Raw genomic sequence first — 21,517 nt, 5'->3', positions numbered from 1 at the left:
ATGTCAGAAGTCTGACATCTCAAAGTATACGTGTGAGAGTATGTATTTTCAAGTAGATTATGAGTGTAATAGTCAAATTGATAACATTATTTTAACAAATGTCCCTATTCTATAAAAATTATTGTTTTTAAATATAGAGTGATTTACGCTCCTGGTACTCTCTTGCCGCAACAATCCGTAACAAAAAAAGCTAGACAATTTGTCTAGCAATCTACTATGCACGAGGATGATATGTTTTATAAACATCCTTAAGCCGCGTTTTTGTAACATGAGTATATATTTGCGTGGTTGAAATATCTGCATGTCCGAGCATCTCTTGCACAGCTCGTAGGTCTGCACCATTTTCCAAAAGATGCGTCGCAAATGAGTGACGAAGGGTATGTGGTGTAAGTTCTTTTTCAATTTGAGCTTCTTTAGTAATTTTCTTTAAATTTTTCCAGAATCCTTGTCTTGTCAAGCGATTACCATGATGATTCACAAAAAAAGCGTCCGTTTTTTTCCGTTTCACTAGTTGAGCACGACCATTATCTAAATAAGCTTGTAATGCCTTTGTTGCAACACTTCCAAGCGGGACAATTCGCTCCTTATTCCCTTTTCCAAGACATCTGATGAAACCCATTGATAAATGGATATCGGCTAGATTTAAGTTTATGAGTTCACTAACACGAAGACCTGTCGCATATAAGAGCTCAAGCATTGCCTTATCACGAATACCAAGTGGGTTGTCCAATTTAGGTGCATCTAACAATGCCTCTACTTCAGAAATATTTAATACCTTTGGTAATTTGCGTTCTGCTTGCGGCGTTTCAATCTGTTCAGTAGGATCATGGTCAGTTATTTTATCACGAAATAAAAATTTATGAAATGACCGTATCGACGCAATATTTCTAGCCAACGTTCTTGAAGAATTCCCTTGTTCTTTTAAATGCTTCAAAAAATGAATAACATGAAGACGATTTACATCATTAAAGGCAGTAATATTTTCAACCTTGGTTACATACTGATAGTACTTTTTTAAATCTCGTTCATAGGACTTTACTGTATTTGTTGCAAGTCTTCTTTCGACAACTAAATAATGCAAATAATCCTTTAGTTGATCTTCCACTGGTCTCTACTCCCCATTTCGGTAAAAAAACAGTAATCTGTCTAATAGGCCTTCCTCTTTTTCTTCAATCATTGAGGTTGCCTTCACTGAGGAACCTTCTGGCTCATCATATTTGTGATAATTTTGATATTCCTCATTAATCCATATAATACCATAATAAAAAAGAATTGTGCATCCAGTAAACAATACAAAAACCTTTAACGTATCATATACAACACGAAACCATTGTCTCATCTAGTAATCCTCCAATCAAATACGCCTTGGCATATTTGCGCCCAGATTTCGAGTTACTCAATAAACTTTCTTTGAAAATCCGAAGCATCCACCGAAGGCCTTAACTTTTTTCAGGCAAATATAAAATCCGGCTGAATAAGTTAATACATTTGTCTATTAGAAGATATGCCAATTTTACATGGTTTTATACGTGCTTATCCCATTTTTTCTAATTTCTTTAACATCCTAGTAAATTATGAAAATAAAAAAACCCCTCTCCTCTAAAGGAAAAGGGTGCTTTATTCGAGATTATCAGTTTCTTCTTTAGTCTCTTTATCATGACAACGATGACAAATTCCATGGAAAGTTAATCGATGGTCCTTAATGATAAAGTTCCAGTTCTTTTCAACAATTTCTTCAACGTTCTCAAGTAAATCCTCTTGAATTTCGTCAACAGCACCACATTCGATACATACGAGGTGATGATGGAAATGTGCTGCTCCTTCTTGGCGAAGGTCGTATCTAGATACACCATCTCCGAAATTTATTTTATCAACGATTTTTAATTCTGTAAGTAATTCAAGTGTCCGATATACAGTTGCTAAGCCGATTTCTGGCGACTTTTCTTTTACAAGGAGGTAAACGTCTTCGGCACTTAAATGATCTTCTTCATGTTCAAGCAGTACCCGAACGGTCGCCTCACGCTGTGGTGTAAGCTTATAGCTAGACGAATGCAACTGTTTCTTTATTCGATCAATCCGATTTTCCATGTAAAACTGCCCCTCCCTCGCCGTTACTTCATTATTATACCAGAAGAAGGGGCACTGTCCAAATAAAATAATTATAAATAACAAAGAATAATTATTTTCATTTAATATTCATTCTTACTTATTTATTACATCTATTACCTCTTTCATTAGTACTGGTGAAGCAAATGCCTCAACAGCCGATGCAATTAGAATGACAAAACTAACGGCGACCATTAGGATTGAATATCGTGTAAGTAATTGTAATACAGGCTCGTTCATTCGTTTCATAAATTGCTGGCGAATCATTTTTAATGAGAATGAAACGGCAATTGTTCCTACGATAATAAATGTTGGGATGATTAATAAGTTTTGTGGTAGTACGGCAACAAATGATAAGAGAAATCCGCTCCAGTCCATTTGATTGACGAGAAAGCCAACTGTAAAACCAACGACTACCCCTTTTAAGAATAAGAGAATAAGAATAATTGGTAGACCGATGATGGAGATTCCCAGTATCCACATAAGTCCCACATATTTCAGATTATGAAGGAAGCTTTGTTTGAACATATCGCCTGAATTGGCATAAGTTCCTTCAGATACTTCTCCAAAAAAGCGGCTTAAGTAGAAAAAGAGATCTTCTTTTTGACTGAAATTTAAACTATTTACAACAATTGCTCCAAATATGACACCCATTAGGAATAGTACAGAAATAAATAAATATATGGATGAATGTTCCCGAAAATGGCTAGCTACAATTTTTTTATAGGGCTGTTGCTTTCTCATCTATCGTTCCTCCTATCAATCTTCTACTAGATTCTATGAGGAAAAATAGACTTCTATGACAACTTGCCAAAAGTATTTCTAGTAAATCGAAAATTTATAATTAAAAAATCAGCACGTAAAAAGGAATGTGTTTGCTTAGTATAGATTGCTAGAATAAAGTGTCTTCAAGTTCAAGAAAGGTAGAATGATTTAAAAAGAACAAAATGTTAAAATTTTCCACTATTGTATCGTTTTTTAAGTAAATAAGCGAGAAAATCATACGTAAAAAAGGATTGCGTATGCTTTTATATTAATTGGCAGCATGAAGTCATTCTCAATATCCATAAAAAGGGAATAGTGATTTCAAAAGTGATTAAATATGTGAAAGATTATCCACTTGTGTATTGTTTTTAAGTAAAAATGCGATAAATGCATTCGTAAAAAGGGAATGCGTATGCTTTTAGATAGATTGACAGTATGAAGCCATTCGCAAAATCCAAAAAACGGGAATAGTGAGTTCAAAAGAGATTGAATATGTAAAATTTATCCACTTGTGTATCGTTTTTAAATAGAAAAGTGATAAAAGCATTCGTAAAAAGGGAATGCGTATGCTTTTAGATAAATTGACAGTATGAAGCCATTCGCAAAATCCAAAAAACGGGAATAGTGATTTCAAAAGAGACAAAGAATGTAAAAACTATCCATTTGCGTATTGATTTTAATTAGAATGGCGATAAATGCATTCGTAAAAATGGAATGCGTATGCTTTTCTATAGATTCGCAGTATGAAGTCATTCGTAATATCCATAAAAATGTAAAACAGACGACTATTACGTTCCTTGAGAATACAAAATACCCTTATTCGCACGACGACAACAGCTATCGTCAAGTTGCTAATAAGGGTGCTAATTACATAACCATTTTGTGACTGTATTAAATACTATGCAGTAACAACGTTTCTACAAAATAACCGATAGACTCCCTTTTAGGAGTCAACTTTTCCATATTTTCCGCCTCCGCCTGATTTTAGACGAAGTTTTCCTTCTCTAGCTTGAATGATAATATCGACGATCTGGGCTTTGACGACACGTCTAAGTTCTTCTTCGGGAACCTCATGAAGGATGGCCATCTCTGTTTTAAAATAATCTCTAAGTTTTTGTAAGGTTTTCGGTCCTAACCCCGGAATAAATTCGAGCGGTACCTGGTGTACATATGGAGGTCGATTTGGATTTGATTTATCCGTGTTTTTTAACTCCCGAAGCCTATCAAACACCCCTTTGACAAACCCTTGATGACCGCAGCTAGGACACACCTCAGCTGTTACATCCTCAATTATGGTTAAACATTTATCACATGTTGTTTTATGGTATTTCCCTAATAAAGGATCTAACCCATAATTCGCAACAACTTCCCTTCCATCTTGTTGATGGAGTACAAGCCTTAGTTCTTCAAATGTAGGCTCCTTCATTTTCATAATTTGATATTCTCTAGCAATCTTCGGTAACGAATGAGCATCTGAATTAGAAACAAAAGTGAATTGATGCAATTCTATTATTTGGTCAGCCATATCTGTATTCGAGCTCAATCCGAGTTCGATTCCATCAATTAAATTCTCATCAAATACTTCAGTTAACGATTGTTTCACTCCTCGACCATACATACTTTTATAGGGTGTGAATACATGTGCAGGAATAAAAATTCCAGTTAACTCCTTAACCTTACTTTGCAGTTCTCTAGCTCCTACATATATTCTTTGCGAGCTTAAGGTTATGTTTTTCATTCGTTCAGATAGCCAAACCGTAAATTCTTTCATTTTTTCAATCGTTGGCATAAAAGCGAGAACATGGATAGGTCCTTTACAATTCTCATCATAGATTTCAAGCTCACTTCCCAAAATGAGGGTAACATTCTTAAAGCGCAGTCCGCCTTCCTCATAGGGATACACTTCTCCACTTTCGATTAATGTTTCGAGCTCCCCAATGACTTCTGGAACATGGCAATCAATTACACCTATCATATCCATTCCTTTGATTTCGGTGGATTCATGAAGGATATTTCCAATTGTAAGTGATTTAGCACCCGTAATTTTTACGGGTCTACCCGAATTCGTTCTCCCAATATGGATATGGAGATCTACATAATAATTGTTCATCTTTAGCTTATTCTCCTAATGCTTGTTGTAATTGTAGGTACTGCACTGCATAAGCTGTTTTAGCATCATAAATTTTCTTCTCACTTAAAAGCTCAAGGGCTTCTTCCAATGATACCTCAAGGACGTCGACAAATTCATCTTCATCCAAGCTTGCTGGATTTTCAATTTTCTTTAAGTCTTTCGCAATAAAAAGATGAACCAATTCATCTGCAAAACCCGGTGATGTATAAAATGAAATTAAAGGTGTCAATGTTTCACAATCATAACCCGTTTCTTCTTCTAATTCTCTTCTAGCAGTAATTTCAGGTGCTTCGCCTTTTTCAAGTTTACCAGCAGGTATCTCAACAATCACCTTATCAAGTGCTTTTCGATACTGTTGTACCATCACAATTTTCTTTTCATCCGTTATTGCAAGAATTGCAACGGCTCCTGGATGTTTAATAAGCTCTCTTTTACTCGTATGTCCATTAGGCAACTCTACCTCTTCTATATGTAAATCAATAATCTTTCCTTCAAAAAGCACTTCCCTCTTTATTGTCTTTTCTACTAAGTGATCCATTTCGCCAGCTCCTTGTTCTACTAAATCATACTACTTCATACATTTTAGCATAGTTCTTTTCTTATTTTAAAAGTTCATAGGGGGTTGCTATGAAAATTGTGATTGGTGAAAATCGTGTAGCTTTAGTAGGAAAGGCTTGGGAAATTCGTGCAAAACTTAAGGAATATAGCCGTTCCTACCGAACTGTTCAAGAATGGATTAATCAAGGAAAAGGAAATAAAGAGAAAAAATAAGCCCACGATACATCCCCTTCATATCATTTGTAGTTCTGAAATGAAAAGGATAAGATATGACTAGATGATAGAAGGAAACTAAATCTTGGAGGGGACAGTATGGAAAAAAGAAGAATTGGCACTTCCGATTTATATGTGAGTAAAATCGGGCTAGGCTGTATGTCTGTTGGAACAGAGGAAAAAAAAGCGCTACAACTGATTGATTCCGCATTAGATATGGGAATCAACTATTTAGATACAGCTGATTTATATGATCAAGGGCTTAATGAGGAATTTGTTGGAAAAGCCATAAAGCAGAAAAGACAAGAGATTATACTAGCCACTAAAGTGGGAAATCGATTTGAGGAGGGGAAAAAGGGATGGTCCTGGGACCCTTCAAAAAAATACATAAAATCTGCTGTTAAGGATAGCTTGCGACGCTTGCAAACTGATTATATTGATCTCTACCAGCTCCATGGAGGAACAATGGAAGATCCTATCGATGAGACCATTGAAGCATTCGAAGAATTAAAACAAGAAGGTGTCATACGTTATTATGGAATCTCCTCAATTCGCCCGAATGTAATACGAGAATTTGTTACAAAATCATCCATTGTAAGTGTAATGATGCAATATAGTATTCTAGACCGTCGCCCAGAAGAGCAGATACTTCCCTATCTAAATGATCATCAAATTAGTGTAGTAGCACGTGGTCCAGTTGCTAAAGGGATACTCACCAATCGTCCATTAGAGAATGCTAGTCAAAGTATGAAACAAAATGGATATCTTGATTATGCTTTTGAAGAGCTTGAAACTGTAATTTCGAGTTTAAAGTCCGACTTAGCAGTTGATCGTTCTTTAACCCAAGTTGCATTGCAATATTGTTTGTTTGACGATACTGTTGCTTCAGTTGTTGCAGGTGCGAGCTCCCTTGAACAAATCAAAAATAATGTAGCAGCTGCAAATTCGACACCTCTTACAGCTGAACAGGTTCAGAAGATTAGAGACCTTACAAAAGCATCAATTTACGATCAACATAGATAAATGTATACCCCCACAGTTCCTGTGGGGGTATTATTATTTAAAATCTGACCATTTAAGGCTACTTTCTTCCAATAGTTCCTCAAATGATTTATTCTTTTCTCGTTGTCTACGTTCTTCTCTTTGTCTTTCAATCGCCTCTTCTTGTTTCTTTTGCTCTTCTTCCTTTAACTGCTGTTGAGTATTTTTTAGTTTCGAAACAATATCCTCATTTAGTAAATCTCCAAGACTTAGCTTTTCATCTTTTTGCCTTTTAACAGATGGCTTTTGTTTCTTTTTAGCCATATTATTCCCTCCATCCGTCAACCATTTCACAGCTATTATATCATAAAAAGGTGAATTACCGCTCGGTGGCTACTCGCCAATATTTCTATACTAATACGCGTTTAGGATAACGCTATCATTAATTAGAAGATCGGGCTCTGTAGAAGCCTTTATATCTTCAACCGAAAAACCTTTAGCCACCTCTACTAATTTTAACCCATTTTCTGTTACATCGAGTACGGCACGATCTGTAATAATCCGATTTACAACTCCTTTACCGGTTAAAGGAAGTGTACATTCTTTGAGGATTTTCGCGTCTCCTTTTTTATTTACATGATCCATTATCACAATGATTTTCTGAGCCCCGTGTACGAGATCCATTGCTCCGCCCATTCCCTTAATCATTTTGCCTGGGATCATCCAGTTTGCTAGGTCCCCTGTCTCTGAAACCTCCATTCCGCCAAGAATAGCAATATTAATATGCCCCCCGCGAATCATCGCAAATGATTCTGCACTGTCAAAATAAGCTGCACCAGGAATAGCGGTGACGGTTTCTTTTCCGGCATTGATTAAATCAGGGTCAACATTTTTTTCTGTTGGATATGGACCAATCCCAAGTAACCCATTCTCTGATTGGAGTACAACCTGTTTATTTGAAGAAATATAGTTTGCAACAAGGGTTGGCATGCCGATTCCAAGATTTACATAAAAGCCATCTTCAATTTCTTTTTCAGCCCTCTTCGCAATCTTTTCTCGAGTATTTGTCAAAGCCTACTCCCCCTTATTTAGATAATGTTAATCGTTCAATCCGCTTCTTTTGTTCACCAACAATGAGCCCTTGGACATAGATACTTGGTGTGTGAATCCTATTCGGGTCAAGTTCCCCTATCTCATAGAGCTCTTCGACCTCAGCGATTGTAACCTTACCGGCAGCGGCCATCATTGGGTTAAAATTTCGAGCTGTTTTGTTATAGATCAAATTCCCCATTTTATCTGCCTTTTCGGCACGGACCAGGCTGAAGTCTGCTATGAATGATTCTTCTAATACATATTCTTTTCCATTAAATATTCGGGTTTCTTTTCCCTCAGCAATAGGTGTTCCTACTCCTGCAGGTGTATAAAATGCAGGAATCCCCGCTCCACCAGCTCGTATCTTTTCAGCCAGTGTTCCCTGTGGGACAAGTTCAACCGCAAGTTCGCCTGATAATGCCTGTCGTTCGAATTCTTTGTTTTCACCAACATATGAACCTATCATTTTTGAAATCTGTTTGTTTTGTAAAAGCAGTCCAAGACCCCAATCATCAACACCGCAGTTATTTGAAATTACGGTTAAGTCCTTAACCCCAGACTTGGCCAATGCTAAAATTAAATTTTCTGGAATCCCACATAAGCCAAATCCACCAACCATTATCGTGGAACCGTCCTTGATTTGCTCTACAGCTTCCTGAAACGAGGAATATATTGGTTTCATTAGTACACCCCACTATTCAATATTTTCAACAATTGTTGCAACACCTTGACCGCCGCCAATACATAGGGTCGCTAATCCATAGCGCTCATTACGGCGCTTTAGTTCATGAATAAGAGTGACGAGAATTCTCGCACCACTAGCACCGATTGGATGTCCAAGGGCAATTGCTCCCCCATTTACATTTAAAATATCATGGTTAAAATGAAGTTCGCGGTCAACGGCAATTGACTGGGCAGCAAACGCTTCATTTGCCTCAATTAAATTCATATCACTAACGCTTAATCCAGACTTTTCCATCACCTTTTTCACTGCAGCAACTGGTCCAATCCCCATTATACTTGGGTCAACACCGGCATTTCCGTTTGCTTTAATGGTGACTAATCCTTTAATACCGAGTTCCATCGCTTTCTTCTTACTCATGATAACGAATGCGGCTGCTCCGTCATTTATTCCTGATGCATTCCCAGCGGTTACAGTACCGTCCTTTTTAAATGCGGGACGTAAATTCCCTAATTTTTCAACAGTAGTACCTGCTTTAGGGTATTCATCTGTATCAAAGACAATGCTATCTTTTTTACGTTGTGGAATTTCTACAGGCACAATCTCTTCTTTAAATTTCCCTGCCTCAATTGCCGCTACTGCTCTTTCCTGGCTCCTTGCTGAGAAACGATCCTGTTCTTCTCTTGTAATCTCATATTTATCACATAAATTTTCTGCCGTAATTCCCATATGATAATCATTAAACGCGCACCATAACCCATCGGAAATCATGCTATCAATCATTTTTTGGTCGCCCATTTTAAAGCCATTTCGTGCTCCCTTTAAAAGATAAGGAGCCTGGCTCATATTCTCCATCCCGCCAGCCACTATCACATCCGCATCACCCGCAATGATTGCCTGTGTCGCTATGTGCACAGCTTTTAATCCAGAACCACATACCTTGTTAATTGTCATTGCCGGTGTTTCCTGTAGTAACCCTGCTTTTATCGCAGCCTGCCTTGCTGGATTTTGTCCTACTCCAGCTTGCAGAACATTCCCCATAATGACTTCATCTACAAGCTTTAAATCAACACCTGCCTTTTCCAATGCTCCTTTAATCACGACAGCACCCAGATCTGGGGCTGAAACAGATTGCAAACTCCCTCCAAAACTACCAATCGCCGTTCTGACAGCGCTTACAATTAAAACTTCATTATTCATATCAACATCTCCCTTTACTATTACGTTTTATGTATTCATTACCATATATATTTCTTGATTTTTTTCGAAATACCTCTTATTTTGTCTAATTTCCTATAATTCTTGCTTTCCACGAAATGCCTCTAATAGAATAAGAGTAATAGATCGTGTTCAAAAAGGAGGTTGAAAAGGACCGCGTCGACAAAAACGCCACGTCCTGTGGCATTGTCGACACTAGCACGTCCTGTGCGTCGAAAGTTCAAGGCGGCGCAGCTTTGAGTACCGGAGCGAGGCAACTGCTTGACTTAACATCATTACAGCCTTGCGCTGAGGAATTGACTTCGAGATTAAACTTGTAGATGCAAGCGCATAACCTAGTTATTCATGATGTTACAGGAGCGATGCACCCAGAAATTCGATGTGTCATTTTCGGCCGACTTTTTGAACATCCTCTTAGAATAAGGCATTTTGCTGGAGGGTTGTATATGCAATTACCTGAGCAAGTCACGATTATTGAAGTAGGACCAAGAGATGGATTGCAAAACGAAAAAAGCTTAATACCAACCGAAGTAAAAATTGATTTTATTCACAAACTAAAACTTGCAGGCCTACAAGAAATGGAGCTTACCTCATTTGTCTCACCAAAATGGGTGCCACAAATGAAGGACGCAAAAGAAATTATTACATCATGCTTAGACAGTACTCGAAATATTGTTCTCGCACCAAATCGCAAAGGTATTGAAAGACTTTACGATACAAAGTGTAAAGCCGTTGCTGTTTTTGTTGGTGTTAGTGAAAGCTTTAATAAGAAAAATATTAATAAAACAACAACTGAGAGTATGGAGGAACTAAAACCTGTTATTAAGGAATTAAAATCAAAAGGTTATTTTGTTCGTGCCTGTATCTCGACCGCCTTTTATTGTCCATATGAAGGAAAAGTGGATGAAGAAGCTGTTTTAAAGCTATGCTCTACCTTTGTCCAATATGGTGTTGATGAATTAAGTGTTGCCGACACGATAGGAAAAGCAACTCCAAAAGATGTTTTTTCTCTTTTTTCAAAGCTAAAAAAAGAGCTATCAAATATACTAATGACTGCTCACTTCCATGATACTCGCGGGATGGCACTTGCAAATGTGATAGCTGCTCTCCAAGCAGGAGTTAATCGTTTTGACACATCAGCTGGTGGATTAGGTGGGTGCCCGTTTGCACCCGGGGCGACTGGCAATGTTGCCACTGAAGATGTTGTGTATATGCTTGAAGAGATGGGGATACAAACAGGCCTTGAACTTTCAAAACTTGTAGAGGCTGTTGATGTCATTAAACCCTATCTGACCCGTCCTATCGAAAGCAAGTATTACAGGTTACAGTCTGCTAACCAGGAATAATTTGTTTGAAAACTCCACAACCTATTGATGAAATTTCAGGAATGGAGTGTTTATGATTGGCAAAACGAGAAAAAGGTCGTTCTCAAAAAGGTAAACCAAATGCTGATACGACAAACAATACAATGGCTGCTGAGGAAATGGAAAAAGCCATTCACCCCACAAACCGCCAAAATTCAGAGCAATAGCAAAATCCCCTGGTCTAGTTTAAATGCACTGACCAGGGTTTTTTTTTAGATTTTAGGTACTATTTCTGCCTTTACCTTAGCTTTCGATCGTACTTCACTTCTTTCTTTACGAGTTTCCGTTGACTTTGAAAATGAAAACAATCGGTAAACAGCAGGAATTAAAAACAATGTAATTAGAGTTGCAAATGAAAGTCCTGAGATTATGACGGTTGCCATTGGAGCCTGATAATTCCCAGAGGCTCCGGATTCAAGGGCAAGTGGAAGCATACCACCAACTGTTGTCAAGGTTGTCATAAAAATCGGTCGAATCCGATCATTGCCGGCTCCTATAAGAGCTTCTTGAATCGTATTGCCTTCCTTTCGCAGTTGATTTGTTCTATCGATGAGCAATATGGCATTATTCAAAACAATACCAATTAGCATAATAATCCCCATTCCCGAGATAAGGTTTAATTCCATTTTTGTTATAAACAATCCTAAAATCACACCAATGATTGTAATCGGAATAACGGACATTACAAGCAATGGATGCCCAAAGTGGTTAAATTGAACGGCCATCACCAAATAAACGAGAAAGATGGAAATCGCAAATACAAAAATCATATCCGTCATTAATTCTTGCTGTTGCTCTAAATCACCACCAGCGGTAAGCGTATACCCAGTAGGTGTTTCAAAACTTTCAATTATTTTTTGAATATCCCGATTCACAGCCCCGAGATCACGGTTCTTAATATCTGCTGAAATCGTAACAAGTCTTTCCCCATCTGAATGAATAATCTCATTTGGTGTTTGAACACTTGTAAGCTTTATATATGAAGAAAGTGGTTCTTCCCCCCCATTAATAGACATTTTCATATCCAGTAAATCCGCTTTTGTAGCAGGTGTTTTTTCCCAGCTAAGAGTTAAAGGCATTGTTTCATCCTGGTTTTGCAACGTGCCGACCGGCATTTGAATAAAGGATTCTTCAATAAATTGTTTAATTTGTGAAGGAAATAAGCCTGCCTTCTCAATTTCTTTTTCTTTTACCACTATCATTTGCTCTTCAGAGGTTCTTTCAATTGAATTTGTAATTGCCGAAACCCCATCTACTTTCTGAAGCTCATCAATGAATTTGTTTGAAATTGTTTGAAGTTGCTCAAAACTATCACCTTTAATATTTATTTGAACAGGAAACCCTCCACCGCCTGCCATCGCACTTTGAACTCCCAAAATTGGATGATCTTCCTGCATATCTCGTAACGCCTCAAGAATATTTTCATTTACTTCCTTTTGCTCAACCTTTATTTGGTTTCCCTTTGTCATATTAATAATGGTGTATAGCATGGATCCATTATCCATTACATAATTCGTTTCTACGTCTTCCACTTTCTGCAGTCTTTGATTTATTTCACTAACTACACTTTGTTTTTCTTCCAAAGATAAACCTGGTTCCAAGTCTACAGCAAGCTCTGAATAACGGTTCAACATATCAGGCATAATTGTCATCGGTATTTTCGTTACAAGAAATAGGGAACCGATTAGCATCAAGAGAAACAGTGTGATTACTGCAAAGCTATTTCTTTTCTTTCTAATCACCCAAGACACAACGTTACGATAGCCCCTCATCATAATTGAGTCTTTTTTCAATTTTGTTGGTCTTCTAAGCTTTAAAAATGTTTCAGATAGAGACGGAATCAATGTAAATGATATCACTACAGAACTTATTAAGGTTATTGCCACTACAGCTGACAGCATAATGACAAACTCCCCCATCTCCCCACCGATTAAACCAATTGGCAGGAAAACCACGATGGTTGTCAGCATAGATGCAATTACCGCCGAGGCTACCTCCCTAGTCCCCTCAATAACCGCTTCAAACCTACCCAAGCCAAGTTCCTTCTTCTTATAAATAGCTTCTAGGATTACAATAGAGGAATCCACCATCATCCCTATTCCTAGTCCAAGTCCAAGTAGTGTAAGCATATTAAAGCTATAATCAAACAGCCACATCGCTGTAAAGGTTAAAAGCACAGAAGAAGGGATCGTTAAACCGATAATAAAGGTTGCCCTAATATTACGTAGGAAAAGTAATAAAATGACAATGGCAATGATTCCACCAATTAAAATATTATCCTTCACTCCATCTATTGAATCACTGACATAATCCGCTTGGGCCACAACTTCATTTAATTCAAAATCCTTAACAAGATTTTCGTTTTGAATTTTCTTTACTTCCGCACGTATTGCTTTGGCCATCTCGATTTGTGTGACATTGGAAACGCGTCCGATTTGTACAAGAAGGAAATCTTGAGAACCGTTTTTCCATACATACGAATTATTTTCGAGTGATTGAATTGTTATGTTTGCAACATCCTTTAGCTGAATAAAACCATTTTGGATTGGAATCGAAATATTTTCAATATCCTTAATATTTTCCACCTTAGAACTCCATCTTAGGGAAGGTGAATCCTTGTCATTTTGTAATTCTCCTAAAGTTGCTTCACTGTTAGACTGTTGAACTGCCGTGATTATCTGGTTTACATCAAGATGATGCTCATGTAATTTTCCACGGTCAATTTTAATTGCAACCTCTTGCTCTTCTATCCCAGTAAGTAAAACGTCTCTCACCTCAGGCAAGGCTTCTAATCTAGGCGCTAAATTGTCTTTTGCAAATGCAGACATTTCTTCCATGTTTCCACCCGAAACATCCATAAAAAATTCATAGCTTTGACTCCCGCCATACTGACCCGATGTAACATCGGTAATGCTGGGATACTCTGACCTAGCAGATGCAATGGCTGATTCTACCTCTTTATAGATTTCTTCGCCACGCCCTGCTTCAAAGCTTAGATTTAGAGTAGTCCTACCGATATTTGTTGTTGACTGAACATCCTCCACTCCTTCTATTGCTAAGATCTTTTGTTCAATAGGGTTTGTTATGGTTCTTTCCACTTCAATTGCTGCCATTTCACCTGCGTAAATTTCAACAAAGGCTCCATCTAGCTTTACGGGAGGCATTAGCTCTTTGTCTACTTTTAATAGTGAATAGCTGCCAACTACAGTTACTAGAAAAATCATTAATGAAATCAGAATTTTCCGTTGTACAATAAATTTAAATAGCTTCAAAGTCCATCTCCTCTTTCCTAATAGGTAAAATTTAGTATTTTTGTATAAATTAATCATATCGTCATAAGGAAAATGGCATAATGATCCGGAGATTTATCTTGATGTAAGACTTAAGACTTAGGAAAATTATGGAGAATCAGTAGAAAAAGGATATAATAAAGAGAGCTTACATATTTAATCGGATTTTTAGAAGGAGCGTTTTTTCATGAAAAGAATGAAAAAAATAGTTATATTACTCGGTATTCTCATCGGCTACATGGCCACAATTGGAATGATTTTTACAAACATTGTGATGTTTATGAAGAAGAAAACTGATGACGAAATTCTTGAACGTGAGACGAGGGAAGGCCGTTTAACTTTGGATGAAGTCCAGTCTATTCAAAAGGAGGACATTACCATCCAATCAAAATTCGGATACCCGATTAAAGGCTGGTTTGTTAAAGGAACGGAAAAAAACAGATTTATTATTATCTCTCACGGTGTAACTCAAAACAAATTAAATTCAATAAAATACATGAAGCTTTTCTTGAAACGTGATTGGAATGTCCTTTTATACGATCATCGACGCCATGGAGAAACTGGTGGAAAAACAACGAGCTATGGTCACTATGAAAAATTCGATCTAGAATCGGTAGTTACTTGGGTTAAAGAAAAATATGGGGAAAATAGTACCATTGGTATTCACGGGGAATCTATGGGGGCTGTGACAACTCTCCTTTACGCTGGGATGATTGAGGATGGAGCAGATTTCTATATTGTGGACTGCCCGTTTTCCGACTTTGAAGCACAATTGAAGTATCTTTTAAAAGTTGATTATAAAATTCCAGCTCCACTTGTTCTTCCCTTTGCCAATATATTTTTAAAGCTACGGGATGGATATAGCATCAAAGATGTTTCCCCCGTGTCCGTGATACAAAATATTAAAAATCCGGTATTATTTATCCACAGTGCTAAGGATGATTATATTTTACCCGAAATGACAATGGAGCTTTATAAAATGAAAGAAGGACCCAAGCAAATGTTAATTGCCGAAAGAGGAAAGCATGCATACTCTTTTGCTGATAACAAAGAGGCCTATGAAAAAGTAATTGATGATTTTTTTGCCAACTATGTAAGGGACTGATGTTTTCAGTCCCCTAACCTAATATATCTGTTATTTCTTTCAAGTTCTCACCAATCCAGGTTAAGGCAAGTTCAATCGTATCAAATTCCTGAACCTCAAAGGTTACTTCATCCTGAAGCAGCCAAACATCCTTTTGATCATGATTCACTCCTGCAATCGACCAGTGCAAGAGACTATACGGGTGATTATCATGTAAAAAAGAGACCCATGTTTTTTCTTCTGCAATATTTCGTATCGTTTTAAGCTTGGAACTCATGTACACCACTCATTTCTACTAACCGTAAACGCGGATTCAGAATCTCATTTGGACTTTTTAACATAAAACAATTTGCTGCTTCAATAAAATCAATAGTCATATTCTCATCTAAGAATACCATTTTAGATTTTTCGACGAATAATGGTTGATAATTTGTTTCAAGAACTAGATCATCTTCGTCCCCAGTGTCTACTAGCCATAATGCGGTAACTCCGCTCATCACACAGCCACAGCCTTCTGTCTCATATTTTAATTTTAACCTTTTATCTTTATTATTTATTTGGGAGTTTAGTTTTTCAATGGCACGTTCTGAAAATGTTATATTCATTTCGTTCTCCTCTTTCTTTCAATTTATGACTATTCTAACATATCTTGTTTCCAACTACATATCATTACAATAACTCGACACTTCACCAACAATTTGAGTTTTGGTAAATGTTGAACTACTATCAATAGTAATACAATTAGATTAAGGAGGTATTCAAGAGATGTCAAAGGTTACGATTAAGGTAAATGATAATGGTTCATTAAGGATCACAGGTGACGTTGATTTAGTGGATAAGGAAGGAAATAAGTTCCCAACAAAACAAACCTTCTCATTATGCAGATGCGGTTTGTCTAAAAATAAACCTTTTTGTGACGGTTCGCATAAGGGGAATTTCGAATCTGTCGTACGCGCACCAAAAGAATAATCCTTATTAGACCGAGTGCACTATGCATTCGGTTTTTTCGTTTTTAACTATTCTAATTATGATACAATACGGGTAAAAGCCTATCATGGAGGACGAAACATGCCTGATTGGTCGTATCATACACTATTTAAACCTATTTTAACTCGAATTTCTCCCTATCAATCTCGTGAATTTATCCACAGAGGTATGAATCTGGTTGCCTCCATTCCAGGAGGACATCGGTTCATTCATTTTCTTGGCAGAGAGGAATCTTCTGAACTAGTAAAAAAAGATATACAAGGTGTGAGCTATCCAAATCCGATTGGCCTTTCTGGAAAACTCGACCCGCTATTAACTGGGTCTAGAGCTTTTTCAAATCTTGGATTTGGCTTGATTGAAATTGGTCCAGTAACGAAAGAGCCCACAACGGATCCTACTCTACCAATCGTCGATTGGCAAAAACAACAAATTGATTTTCCATTTAATTATGAATCTATCGGAATTGAAAAAACAGTTCAAAAGCTAAAAAAGTGGAAACCAATACAACCCGTTTTAGCAAGATTGGATGGAACGGGTGAAGAACTACATTATTTAATAATGAGATTAGAGCCCTATGTTGCTGCGTTTGTCACTTCTTCACCGGAACTTATTTTTTCAACAGATCGCCCTGTTTATCTGTCTGTACCAGCTGATAAAATGAGAGACTTGGATTTCAATCATGTTCAGACCTATTTTTCTGGAATAGTAGTAGATGAATCACCGAAAATACCGTATGAAAAATATAGAAGTGAATTACTAGATTCAATTTATTTTTTAAGGCAACTTGGTTTCTCCTTACCTGTCATTACAGTTGGCGGCATCGATGAACCTGCCGATGCACTTGCACTTTTCGAAGCTGGTGCAGATCTAGTTCTGCTTTCAGAAGGCTATGTCTTCTCTGGACCTGGCCTGACAAAGCGAATTAATGAAGCTCTTACACACAATCTTCAGCCTAAGCCTCCCGTTCACCCAGCATGGATTTGGTATTGGCTATTTGGATTGTCTATTCTTATTGGTGGAATAATCGCTGTTATTTTCAGTTTGACAACCATTATTCTCCCTTATGACGAGCTGTTTCTTGGGATGCCAAGGGAAGAGATTCTCTTGTTTAATGATCGGATTCTTTATTTTATGGCACATGACCGGATGACACTCGCTGGGACGATGGTTTCTGGTGGTATCGTCTATATGGCATTGGCACGTTTTGGAATACGCAACCAAATTCTTTGGGCGAAGCAGGCCATCGATTTAGCAGCCATTCTGGGGTTTTTAGGCATTTTCCTTTTTATCGGATATGGCTATTTTGATTGGTTACATTTGATATTTTGGCTTATTTTACTTCCCATTTATCTAATAGGTTTTATGAAAACAAGATCCCTTAAAGGGACCCCAACATCGCTTAACACCCGTAATCACCGCGTTTGGAAACATGGTATAATAGGACAATTTGCCTTTGTCATTCTTGGTTTTTCATTCGTGTTAGGCGGTATCGTGATCTCTATTATTGGAATAACTAAGGTGTTTGTAGCAACTGACATTTTATATCTTTGTATGCCCCCCGAGATGCTTGATTTGTTTAATGATAAATTGATATCAGTAATTGCTCATGATCGTGCGGGGTTTGGGAGTGCACTCCTCAGTGTTGGATTGTTAGTCCTAACGATTTCCCTTTGGGGATTTCAGCAAGGGAATAAATGGGTTTGGTGGACCTTACTCATTGGTGGACTTCCTGCCTTTTTCGCGGGGATTTGGATACATTTTGCGATTGGATATACAACCTTTATCCATCTGCTTCCTGCTTATTTTGCTATTTGTTTGTTCTTCATTGGACTTATAATGACGTACCGATTTTTTCATATGGGGAAGGATATGTAAAAGGAGCCTCAGAGGCTCCTATCTATTTTTCTGAATTCCAGTCTTTTGCAATCATGCCATATACAACATGGTCTACATAGTGGTCATAAAGCCACTCACTTTGTCTTATTTTGCCTTCATTCACAAAGCCTAGTCTTTCCGGAATCGACCTACTTTTATGATTTTCAACCGCTGCACGGATCTCAACTCGATTTAGTTTTAAGTGGTCCAGTGCGTAACCTGTCAATGCTTTTGCTACCCTTGTCATTATTCCATTTCCTTGGTATTGCTGACCAAGCCAGTAGCCGATAGCGGCTATTTTATTGGTCCAGTCGATTTCGTTGAAGCTTGCTACCCCAACGATTTCATTTTTATAAACGATAACGGTATGTAGTCCTTTATTTTCTGCATAGCTTTTCCTACATGATTCGATATATGCTTTTGTGTCCTCTACCTTCGTTGTCATCTCAAGCCATGGCAGCCATTCTCGTAGGTAGGCTCTGGACTGATCTGTTAATTCAAAAATTCGCTCAGCATCACTTAACTCTGTCAATTTTAAAGATAATTCCTCGTCAATTTTGTATTCAAACATACCCCTGTCTCACCCTCCATTCTTGTATCCTATTATTCTTCTACTCCTTCTCAATAAATTCCTTCAATTAACAGACGAATGTGTGGAAAAGACCTATTTTAACATTTTACTTATTAATTTCCGATTTCTCTGATTAAACATTTCATTATGGGATGAAACCAGGGAACATATGGGGGACAGACTGGTTCTGCTGATTGGTGGTGGCTATTATTGTTTGCCTATACAACCTTCACAATATTGTGAAACCAGAAGTTATTGCTGCTGGAATGATGACTGCTCTTACAGGAGCACCTTATTTTATTTATCTTTTGCTGAAGAAAGCGTGATTTTTAAATCACGCCTTTTTTTATAAAATGGCTGTTTTCGCAAACTTTGTTGTTTTTTATAACGTTGACTTCCGCTTCAGGTGGACGCTTTCCGCGGGCGTAGCTTGAGCCTCCTCGTCGCTGCTGCTCCTGCGGGGTCTCAAGTCTCACGCTTTTCCCGCTGGAGTCGCCACCTTACGCTCCAATCAACTAAGTTTACAATTTTATATCAAAAAGCAACAATCTTATAGAAAAGAGCCTATAAAATTAACCGGAAAAACGCAAATCGACTAACATGTTTGCTGGGATATAGTGAACTTCCCCAAATTTATCGACGACATGCAGTTTATTTTGTAGAGCATCATAATGATGGATAGTACCGAGAAGGAGTTTGTGGTGTTTCGCTTCATAATGCGTAATCACTAGTTCTCTCCCCTCCTCCATTGCCTCACAAAGAATGCCATTCATCTCTTCAATTTGCTGTTCATCAAGTTCTGGCTTTTGCTCATACGTGTCTTCTTCCGTCCAATCTCTAAGTATTTTTACATGCTCCGGCAGCATCATTGCTGTCCATTTTATAGATCCACGATCCCGTATCATTGCTAATCACCTTCTTTCTTACGTCTAGCTCCAGCACCTAGCCCCTCGAGGTCGCTTCAAGCCCTCCTGCGGCAGCAACACTAAGGAATGCTACGTGAGCATAACCCTCGCAAAAAATAAGCTTTGCTTATTTTTGAGCCTCCTCGTCGGGGTTCGGAGCGCTTGTCGGACTTGCACAGGACAAGGAAGGCTTCGGTAGCATAATCATCGCACGAAGAAAATACTCAGTATTTTCGAGGATGTGCTGACATCAACGTTTGCCACAGGACATGACGGTTTTTAGTCGATGTTCCTCTTTCCGGTGCTTGCGCTTTTGGTTTCTATTCCGCCTTATGTCCACCGACAAGCTTACTGCGGTGTCTTGATGTTCCGGCATTTGTGTAGGATACTGCACGCAGGATTGCATCGGAACCGTATTTCCCACGAATACCATCCATCACATAGCCAAGCTTATGCTGCTTAACTCGGTTGAGATAAAACAAATCCAATTGCATTTGTGTGTCATCTTCAATATTAGAAAGTGCAATTGAAATTTTACGGACTGTCTTCTGTGCATAAAATTTCTCAAATAACTCAAGACATACGCGGTACATCTCCATTGTGATATTTGTCGGAGTATCAATGGTTTTGGAACGATAAAATCCTCCGCCAAACTCATCACGGCTATAATGAATACCGAGGCTAATCGTTCTTCCTGCTTTTTTATGTCTTCGAGCACGCCTCGCTACCTCTTCGCACATTTCAAGAATGACATGTTTGACTTCTTCCGGATCTGGATAATCACGCATAAGAATTTGGCTTTTCCCAAAACTGATCTGTCCCTGTATAATTGGTGCACCAATTTCTGATAAATCCACACCCCAAGCATGGTAATAGAGCTGATTTCCCATGACTCCGAATTTTTTCTCAAGTAGTTCAAGCGGATAATGGGCAAGCTGCCCAACCGTCGTAATCCCCATCCCATTCAAAGTTCGCTCAACTCTACTCCCAATCCCCCACATTTCTCTTAGCGGTGAGACTGTCCATAGCTTTTCTGGGATATCATCATAGGTCCATTCTGCAATCCCCTTCTTCTTCGCCTCTAAATCTAGGCAGAGCTTTGACATCAGCATATTGGGACCAATACCAATGGCACAAGCAAGCCCATATTCGGCCTCGATTTCCTGCTTAATTTTACGCGCAATCGTTGTTGCGTCTCCCCATAATTTTTCAGTCCCATCAACCTTGATAAAGCTTTCATCTACGCTATACACGTGGATTGCATTTTTAGGTACATACCGGTTAAAAAGTCTCGTAATTTCCGTTGAAATTCGTAAATAGATGGCCATTTTTGGATTTACAATTTTAATTCGTGGATCCTTAGGGATTTCAAAAAGTCTTGATCCTGTTTTTATCCCAAATTCCTTCTTTAGCTTTGGTGAAGCCGCAAGCACAATACTTCCCTGGCGTTCCGTATCTCCAACAACCGCTAAATAACATTCGAGCGGATCAAGACCTAATAAAACGGCAGCACAGCTTGCATAGAAGCTTTTTATATCCACGCACAAAATCTTTTGAACGGGCAACTGGCTGTAATCCACCATTTAACATCATCTCCAAAAAGAATATATGTTCGTATTGTATTCTTAATAATAGGAGAATATACGTTCGATTTCAATGGAAATTTCAAGAAGAATCCCAACGGTGTTTAAATCG

23 protein-coding genes and 1 pseudogene are annotated in these 21,517 nt (G+C 38.0%); 8 read left to right on the top strand and 16 right to left on the bottom strand.

Going from position 1 to position 21,517, the window contains the following annotated elements:
* Positions 1 to 214: 214 nt before the first annotated feature.
* The 6 genes from xerD to NST91_RS09745 all read right to left on the bottom strand — a co-directional run bounded on the left by xerD (position 215) and on the right by NST91_RS09745 (position 5,540).
* Positions 215 to 1,105 carry a site-specific tyrosine recombinase XerD gene (gene xerD / locus NST91_RS09770; RefSeq protein WP_341330974.1) on the bottom strand — a complete coding sequence of 297 codons (891 nt, stop codon included), beginning with the start codon at positions 1,103 to 1,105 and terminating at the stop codon, positions 215 to 217.
* A 6-nt stretch (positions 1,106 to 1,111) separates the two neighbouring features.
* Positions 1,112 to 1,339: a YqzK family protein gene (locus NST91_RS09765; protein WP_309101073.1), complete on the bottom strand. Its 228-nt coding sequence runs from the start codon at positions 1,337 to 1,339 to the stop codon at positions 1,112 to 1,114.
* 278 nt (positions 1,340 to 1,617) lie between these two features.
* Positions 1,618 to 2,088, bottom strand: a complete 471-nt coding sequence (fur, locus tag NST91_RS09760; RefSeq protein WP_099360602.1) for a ferric iron uptake transcriptional regulator — start codon at positions 2,086 to 2,088, stop codon at positions 1,618 to 1,620.
* Positions 2,089 to 2,202: 114 nt separating this feature from the next.
* Positions 2,203 to 2,850 carry a stage II sporulation protein M gene (gene spoIIM / locus NST91_RS09755; protein ID WP_341330973.1) on the bottom strand — a complete coding sequence of 216 codons (648 nt, stop codon included), beginning with the start codon at positions 2,848 to 2,850 and terminating at the stop codon, positions 2,203 to 2,205.
* A 964-nt stretch (positions 2,851 to 3,814) separates the two neighbouring features.
* Entirely contained in the window at positions 3,815 to 4,981 is a 1,167-nt protein-coding gene (locus tag NST91_RS09750; RefSeq protein WP_341330972.1) for an endonuclease Q family protein, read from the bottom strand.
* A 7-nt stretch (positions 4,982 to 4,988) separates the two neighbouring features.
* Positions 4,989 to 5,540 carry an NUDIX hydrolase gene (locus tag NST91_RS09745; protein ID WP_341330971.1) on the bottom strand — a complete coding sequence of 184 codons (552 nt, stop codon included), beginning with the start codon at positions 5,538 to 5,540 and terminating at the stop codon, positions 4,989 to 4,991.
* 89 nt (positions 5,541 to 5,629) lie between these two features.
* Between NST91_RS09745 and mciZ the strand changes: the two genes are divergently transcribed.
* Together mciZ and NST91_RS09735 are read left to right on the top strand one after the other, a co-directional pair.
* Positions 5,630 to 5,773 carry a Z-ring formation inhibitor MciZ gene (gene mciZ / locus NST91_RS09740; RefSeq protein WP_341330970.1) on the top strand — a complete coding sequence of 48 codons (144 nt, stop codon included), beginning with the start codon at positions 5,630 to 5,632 and terminating at the stop codon, positions 5,771 to 5,773.
* A gap of 99 nt (positions 5,774 to 5,872) precedes the next feature.
* The gene (locus NST91_RS09735) at positions 5,873 to 6,796 is read left to right on the top strand and encodes an aldo/keto reductase (RefSeq protein WP_341330969.1); all 924 of its coding nucleotides are present in this window, start codon (positions 5,873 to 5,875) and stop codon (positions 6,794 to 6,796) included.
* Between the two features lie 33 nt (positions 6,797 to 6,829).
* Here the strand turns inward: NST91_RS09735 and NST91_RS09730 are convergent, their stop codons facing one another.
* From NST91_RS09730 to NST91_RS09715, 4 genes are all read right to left on the bottom strand, one after another.
* Positions 6,830 to 7,078: a DUF3886 domain-containing protein gene (locus NST91_RS09730; protein WP_341330968.1), complete on the bottom strand. Its 249-nt coding sequence runs from the start codon at positions 7,076 to 7,078 to the stop codon at positions 6,830 to 6,832.
* Positions 7,079 to 7,168: 90 nt separating this feature from the next.
* Complete coding sequence (locus tag NST91_RS09725) at positions 7,169 to 7,825, bottom strand: CoA transferase subunit B (protein ID WP_341330967.1); 657 nt, start codon at positions 7,823 to 7,825, stop codon at positions 7,169 to 7,171.
* Between the two features lie 13 nt (positions 7,826 to 7,838).
* Entirely contained in the window at positions 7,839 to 8,528 is a 690-nt protein-coding gene (locus tag NST91_RS09720) for a CoA transferase subunit A (protein WP_341330966.1), read from the bottom strand.
* A 12-nt stretch (positions 8,529 to 8,540) separates the two neighbouring features.
* Positions 8,541 to 9,728, bottom strand: coding sequence for an acetyl-CoA C-acetyltransferase (locus NST91_RS09715; RefSeq protein WP_341330965.1), 1,188 nt, complete (start codon positions 9,726 to 9,728; stop codon positions 8,541 to 8,543).
* Positions 9,729 to 10,192: 464 nt separating this feature from the next.
* Here NST91_RS09715 and NST91_RS09710 point away from each other — a divergent pair, with 464 nt between their 5' ends.
* Together NST91_RS09710 and NST91_RS09705 are read left to right on the top strand one after the other, a co-directional pair.
* On the top strand, positions 10,193 to 11,092 hold the full coding sequence (locus tag NST91_RS09710) for a hydroxymethylglutaryl-CoA lyase (protein ID WP_341330964.1): 900 nt from the start codon (positions 10,193 to 10,195) through the stop codon (positions 11,090 to 11,092).
* 56 nt (positions 11,093 to 11,148) lie between these two features.
* Entirely contained in the window at positions 11,149 to 11,277 is a 129-nt protein-coding gene (locus NST91_RS09705; protein WP_341330963.1) for a hypothetical protein, read from the top strand.
* A gap of 45 nt (positions 11,278 to 11,322) precedes the next feature.
* Here the strand turns inward: NST91_RS09705 and NST91_RS09700 are convergent, their stop codons facing one another.
* Positions 11,323 to 14,382: an efflux RND transporter permease subunit gene (locus NST91_RS09700; RefSeq protein ID WP_341330962.1), complete on the bottom strand. Its 3,060-nt coding sequence runs from the start codon at positions 14,380 to 14,382 to the stop codon at positions 11,323 to 11,325.
* Between the two features lie 214 nt (positions 14,383 to 14,596).
* On the opposite strand from NST91_RS09700, the gene NST91_RS09695 reads away from it, so the two are divergent.
* Positions 14,597 to 15,505 (top strand): alpha/beta hydrolase, encoded by a 909-nt coding sequence (locus NST91_RS09695; protein ID WP_341333521.1) that lies wholly within the window; start codon positions 14,597 to 14,599, stop codon positions 15,503 to 15,505.
* 13 nt (positions 15,506 to 15,518) lie between these two features.
* On the opposite strand, the gene NST91_RS09690 is transcribed toward NST91_RS09695, so the two are convergent.
* Entirely contained in the window at positions 15,519 to 15,761 is a 243-nt protein-coding gene (locus tag NST91_RS09690) for a DUF2552 family protein (RefSeq protein WP_341330961.1), read from the bottom strand.
* A complete protein-coding gene (locus NST91_RS09685; RefSeq protein ID WP_341330960.1) occupies positions 15,745 to 16,089 on the bottom strand; it encodes an iron-sulfur cluster biosynthesis family protein in 345 nt (114 codons plus the stop codon). Before NST91_RS09685 ends, NST91_RS09690 begins: the two co-directional genes overlap by 17 nt.
* A gap of 160 nt (positions 16,090 to 16,249) precedes the next feature.
* Here NST91_RS09685 and NST91_RS09680 point away from each other — a divergent pair, with 160 nt between their 5' ends.
* Both NST91_RS09680 and NST91_RS09675 read left to right on the top strand, forming a co-directional pair.
* Entirely contained in the window at positions 16,250 to 16,453 is a 204-nt protein-coding gene (locus NST91_RS09680; protein ID WP_099360616.1) for a CDGSH iron-sulfur domain-containing protein, read from the top strand.
* Between the two features lie 99 nt (positions 16,454 to 16,552).
* Positions 16,553 to 18,346 (top strand): dihydroorotate dehydrogenase, encoded by a 1,794-nt coding sequence (locus tag NST91_RS09675; protein ID WP_341330959.1) that lies wholly within the window; start codon positions 16,553 to 16,555, stop codon positions 18,344 to 18,346.
* A 22-nt stretch (positions 18,347 to 18,368) separates the two neighbouring features.
* Here NST91_RS09675 and NST91_RS09670 read toward each other — a convergent pair whose 3' ends face one another.
* A complete protein-coding gene (locus NST91_RS09670; protein ID WP_341330958.1) occupies positions 18,369 to 18,917 on the bottom strand; it encodes a GNAT family N-acetyltransferase in 549 nt (182 codons plus the stop codon).
* 201 nt (positions 18,918 to 19,118) lie between these two features.
* On the opposite strand from NST91_RS09670, the pseudogene NST91_RS09665 reads away from it, so the two are divergent.
* Positions 19,119 to 19,243 (top strand): annotated as a pseudogene (locus tag NST91_RS09665) (iron chelate uptake ABC transporter family permease subunit); the annotation flags it as partial.
* A 246-nt stretch (positions 19,244 to 19,489) separates the two neighbouring features.
* Here the strand turns inward: NST91_RS09665 and NST91_RS09660 are convergent.
* The gene (locus NST91_RS09660; protein ID WP_121447967.1) at positions 19,490 to 19,822 is read right to left on the bottom strand and encodes a YolD-like family protein; all 333 of its coding nucleotides are present in this window, start codon (positions 19,820 to 19,822) and stop codon (positions 19,490 to 19,492) included.
* A 320-nt stretch (positions 19,823 to 20,142) separates the two neighbouring features.
* Positions 20,143 to 21,405 (bottom strand): Y-family DNA polymerase, encoded by a 1,263-nt coding sequence (locus NST91_RS09655; RefSeq protein ID WP_341330957.1) that lies wholly within the window; start codon positions 21,403 to 21,405, stop codon positions 20,143 to 20,145.
* Between the last annotated feature and the right edge of the window lie 112 nt (positions 21,406 to 21,517).

The sequence above is a fragment of the Ferdinandcohnia sp. FSL W7-1320 genome (assembly GCF_038050315.1).
GTDB classification, from domain to species: Bacteria; Bacillota; Bacilli; order Bacillales; family Bacillaceae_L; genus Ferdinandcohnia; species Ferdinandcohnia aciditolerans.
This window is presented reverse-complemented; position numbering and strand designations above follow the sequence as displayed.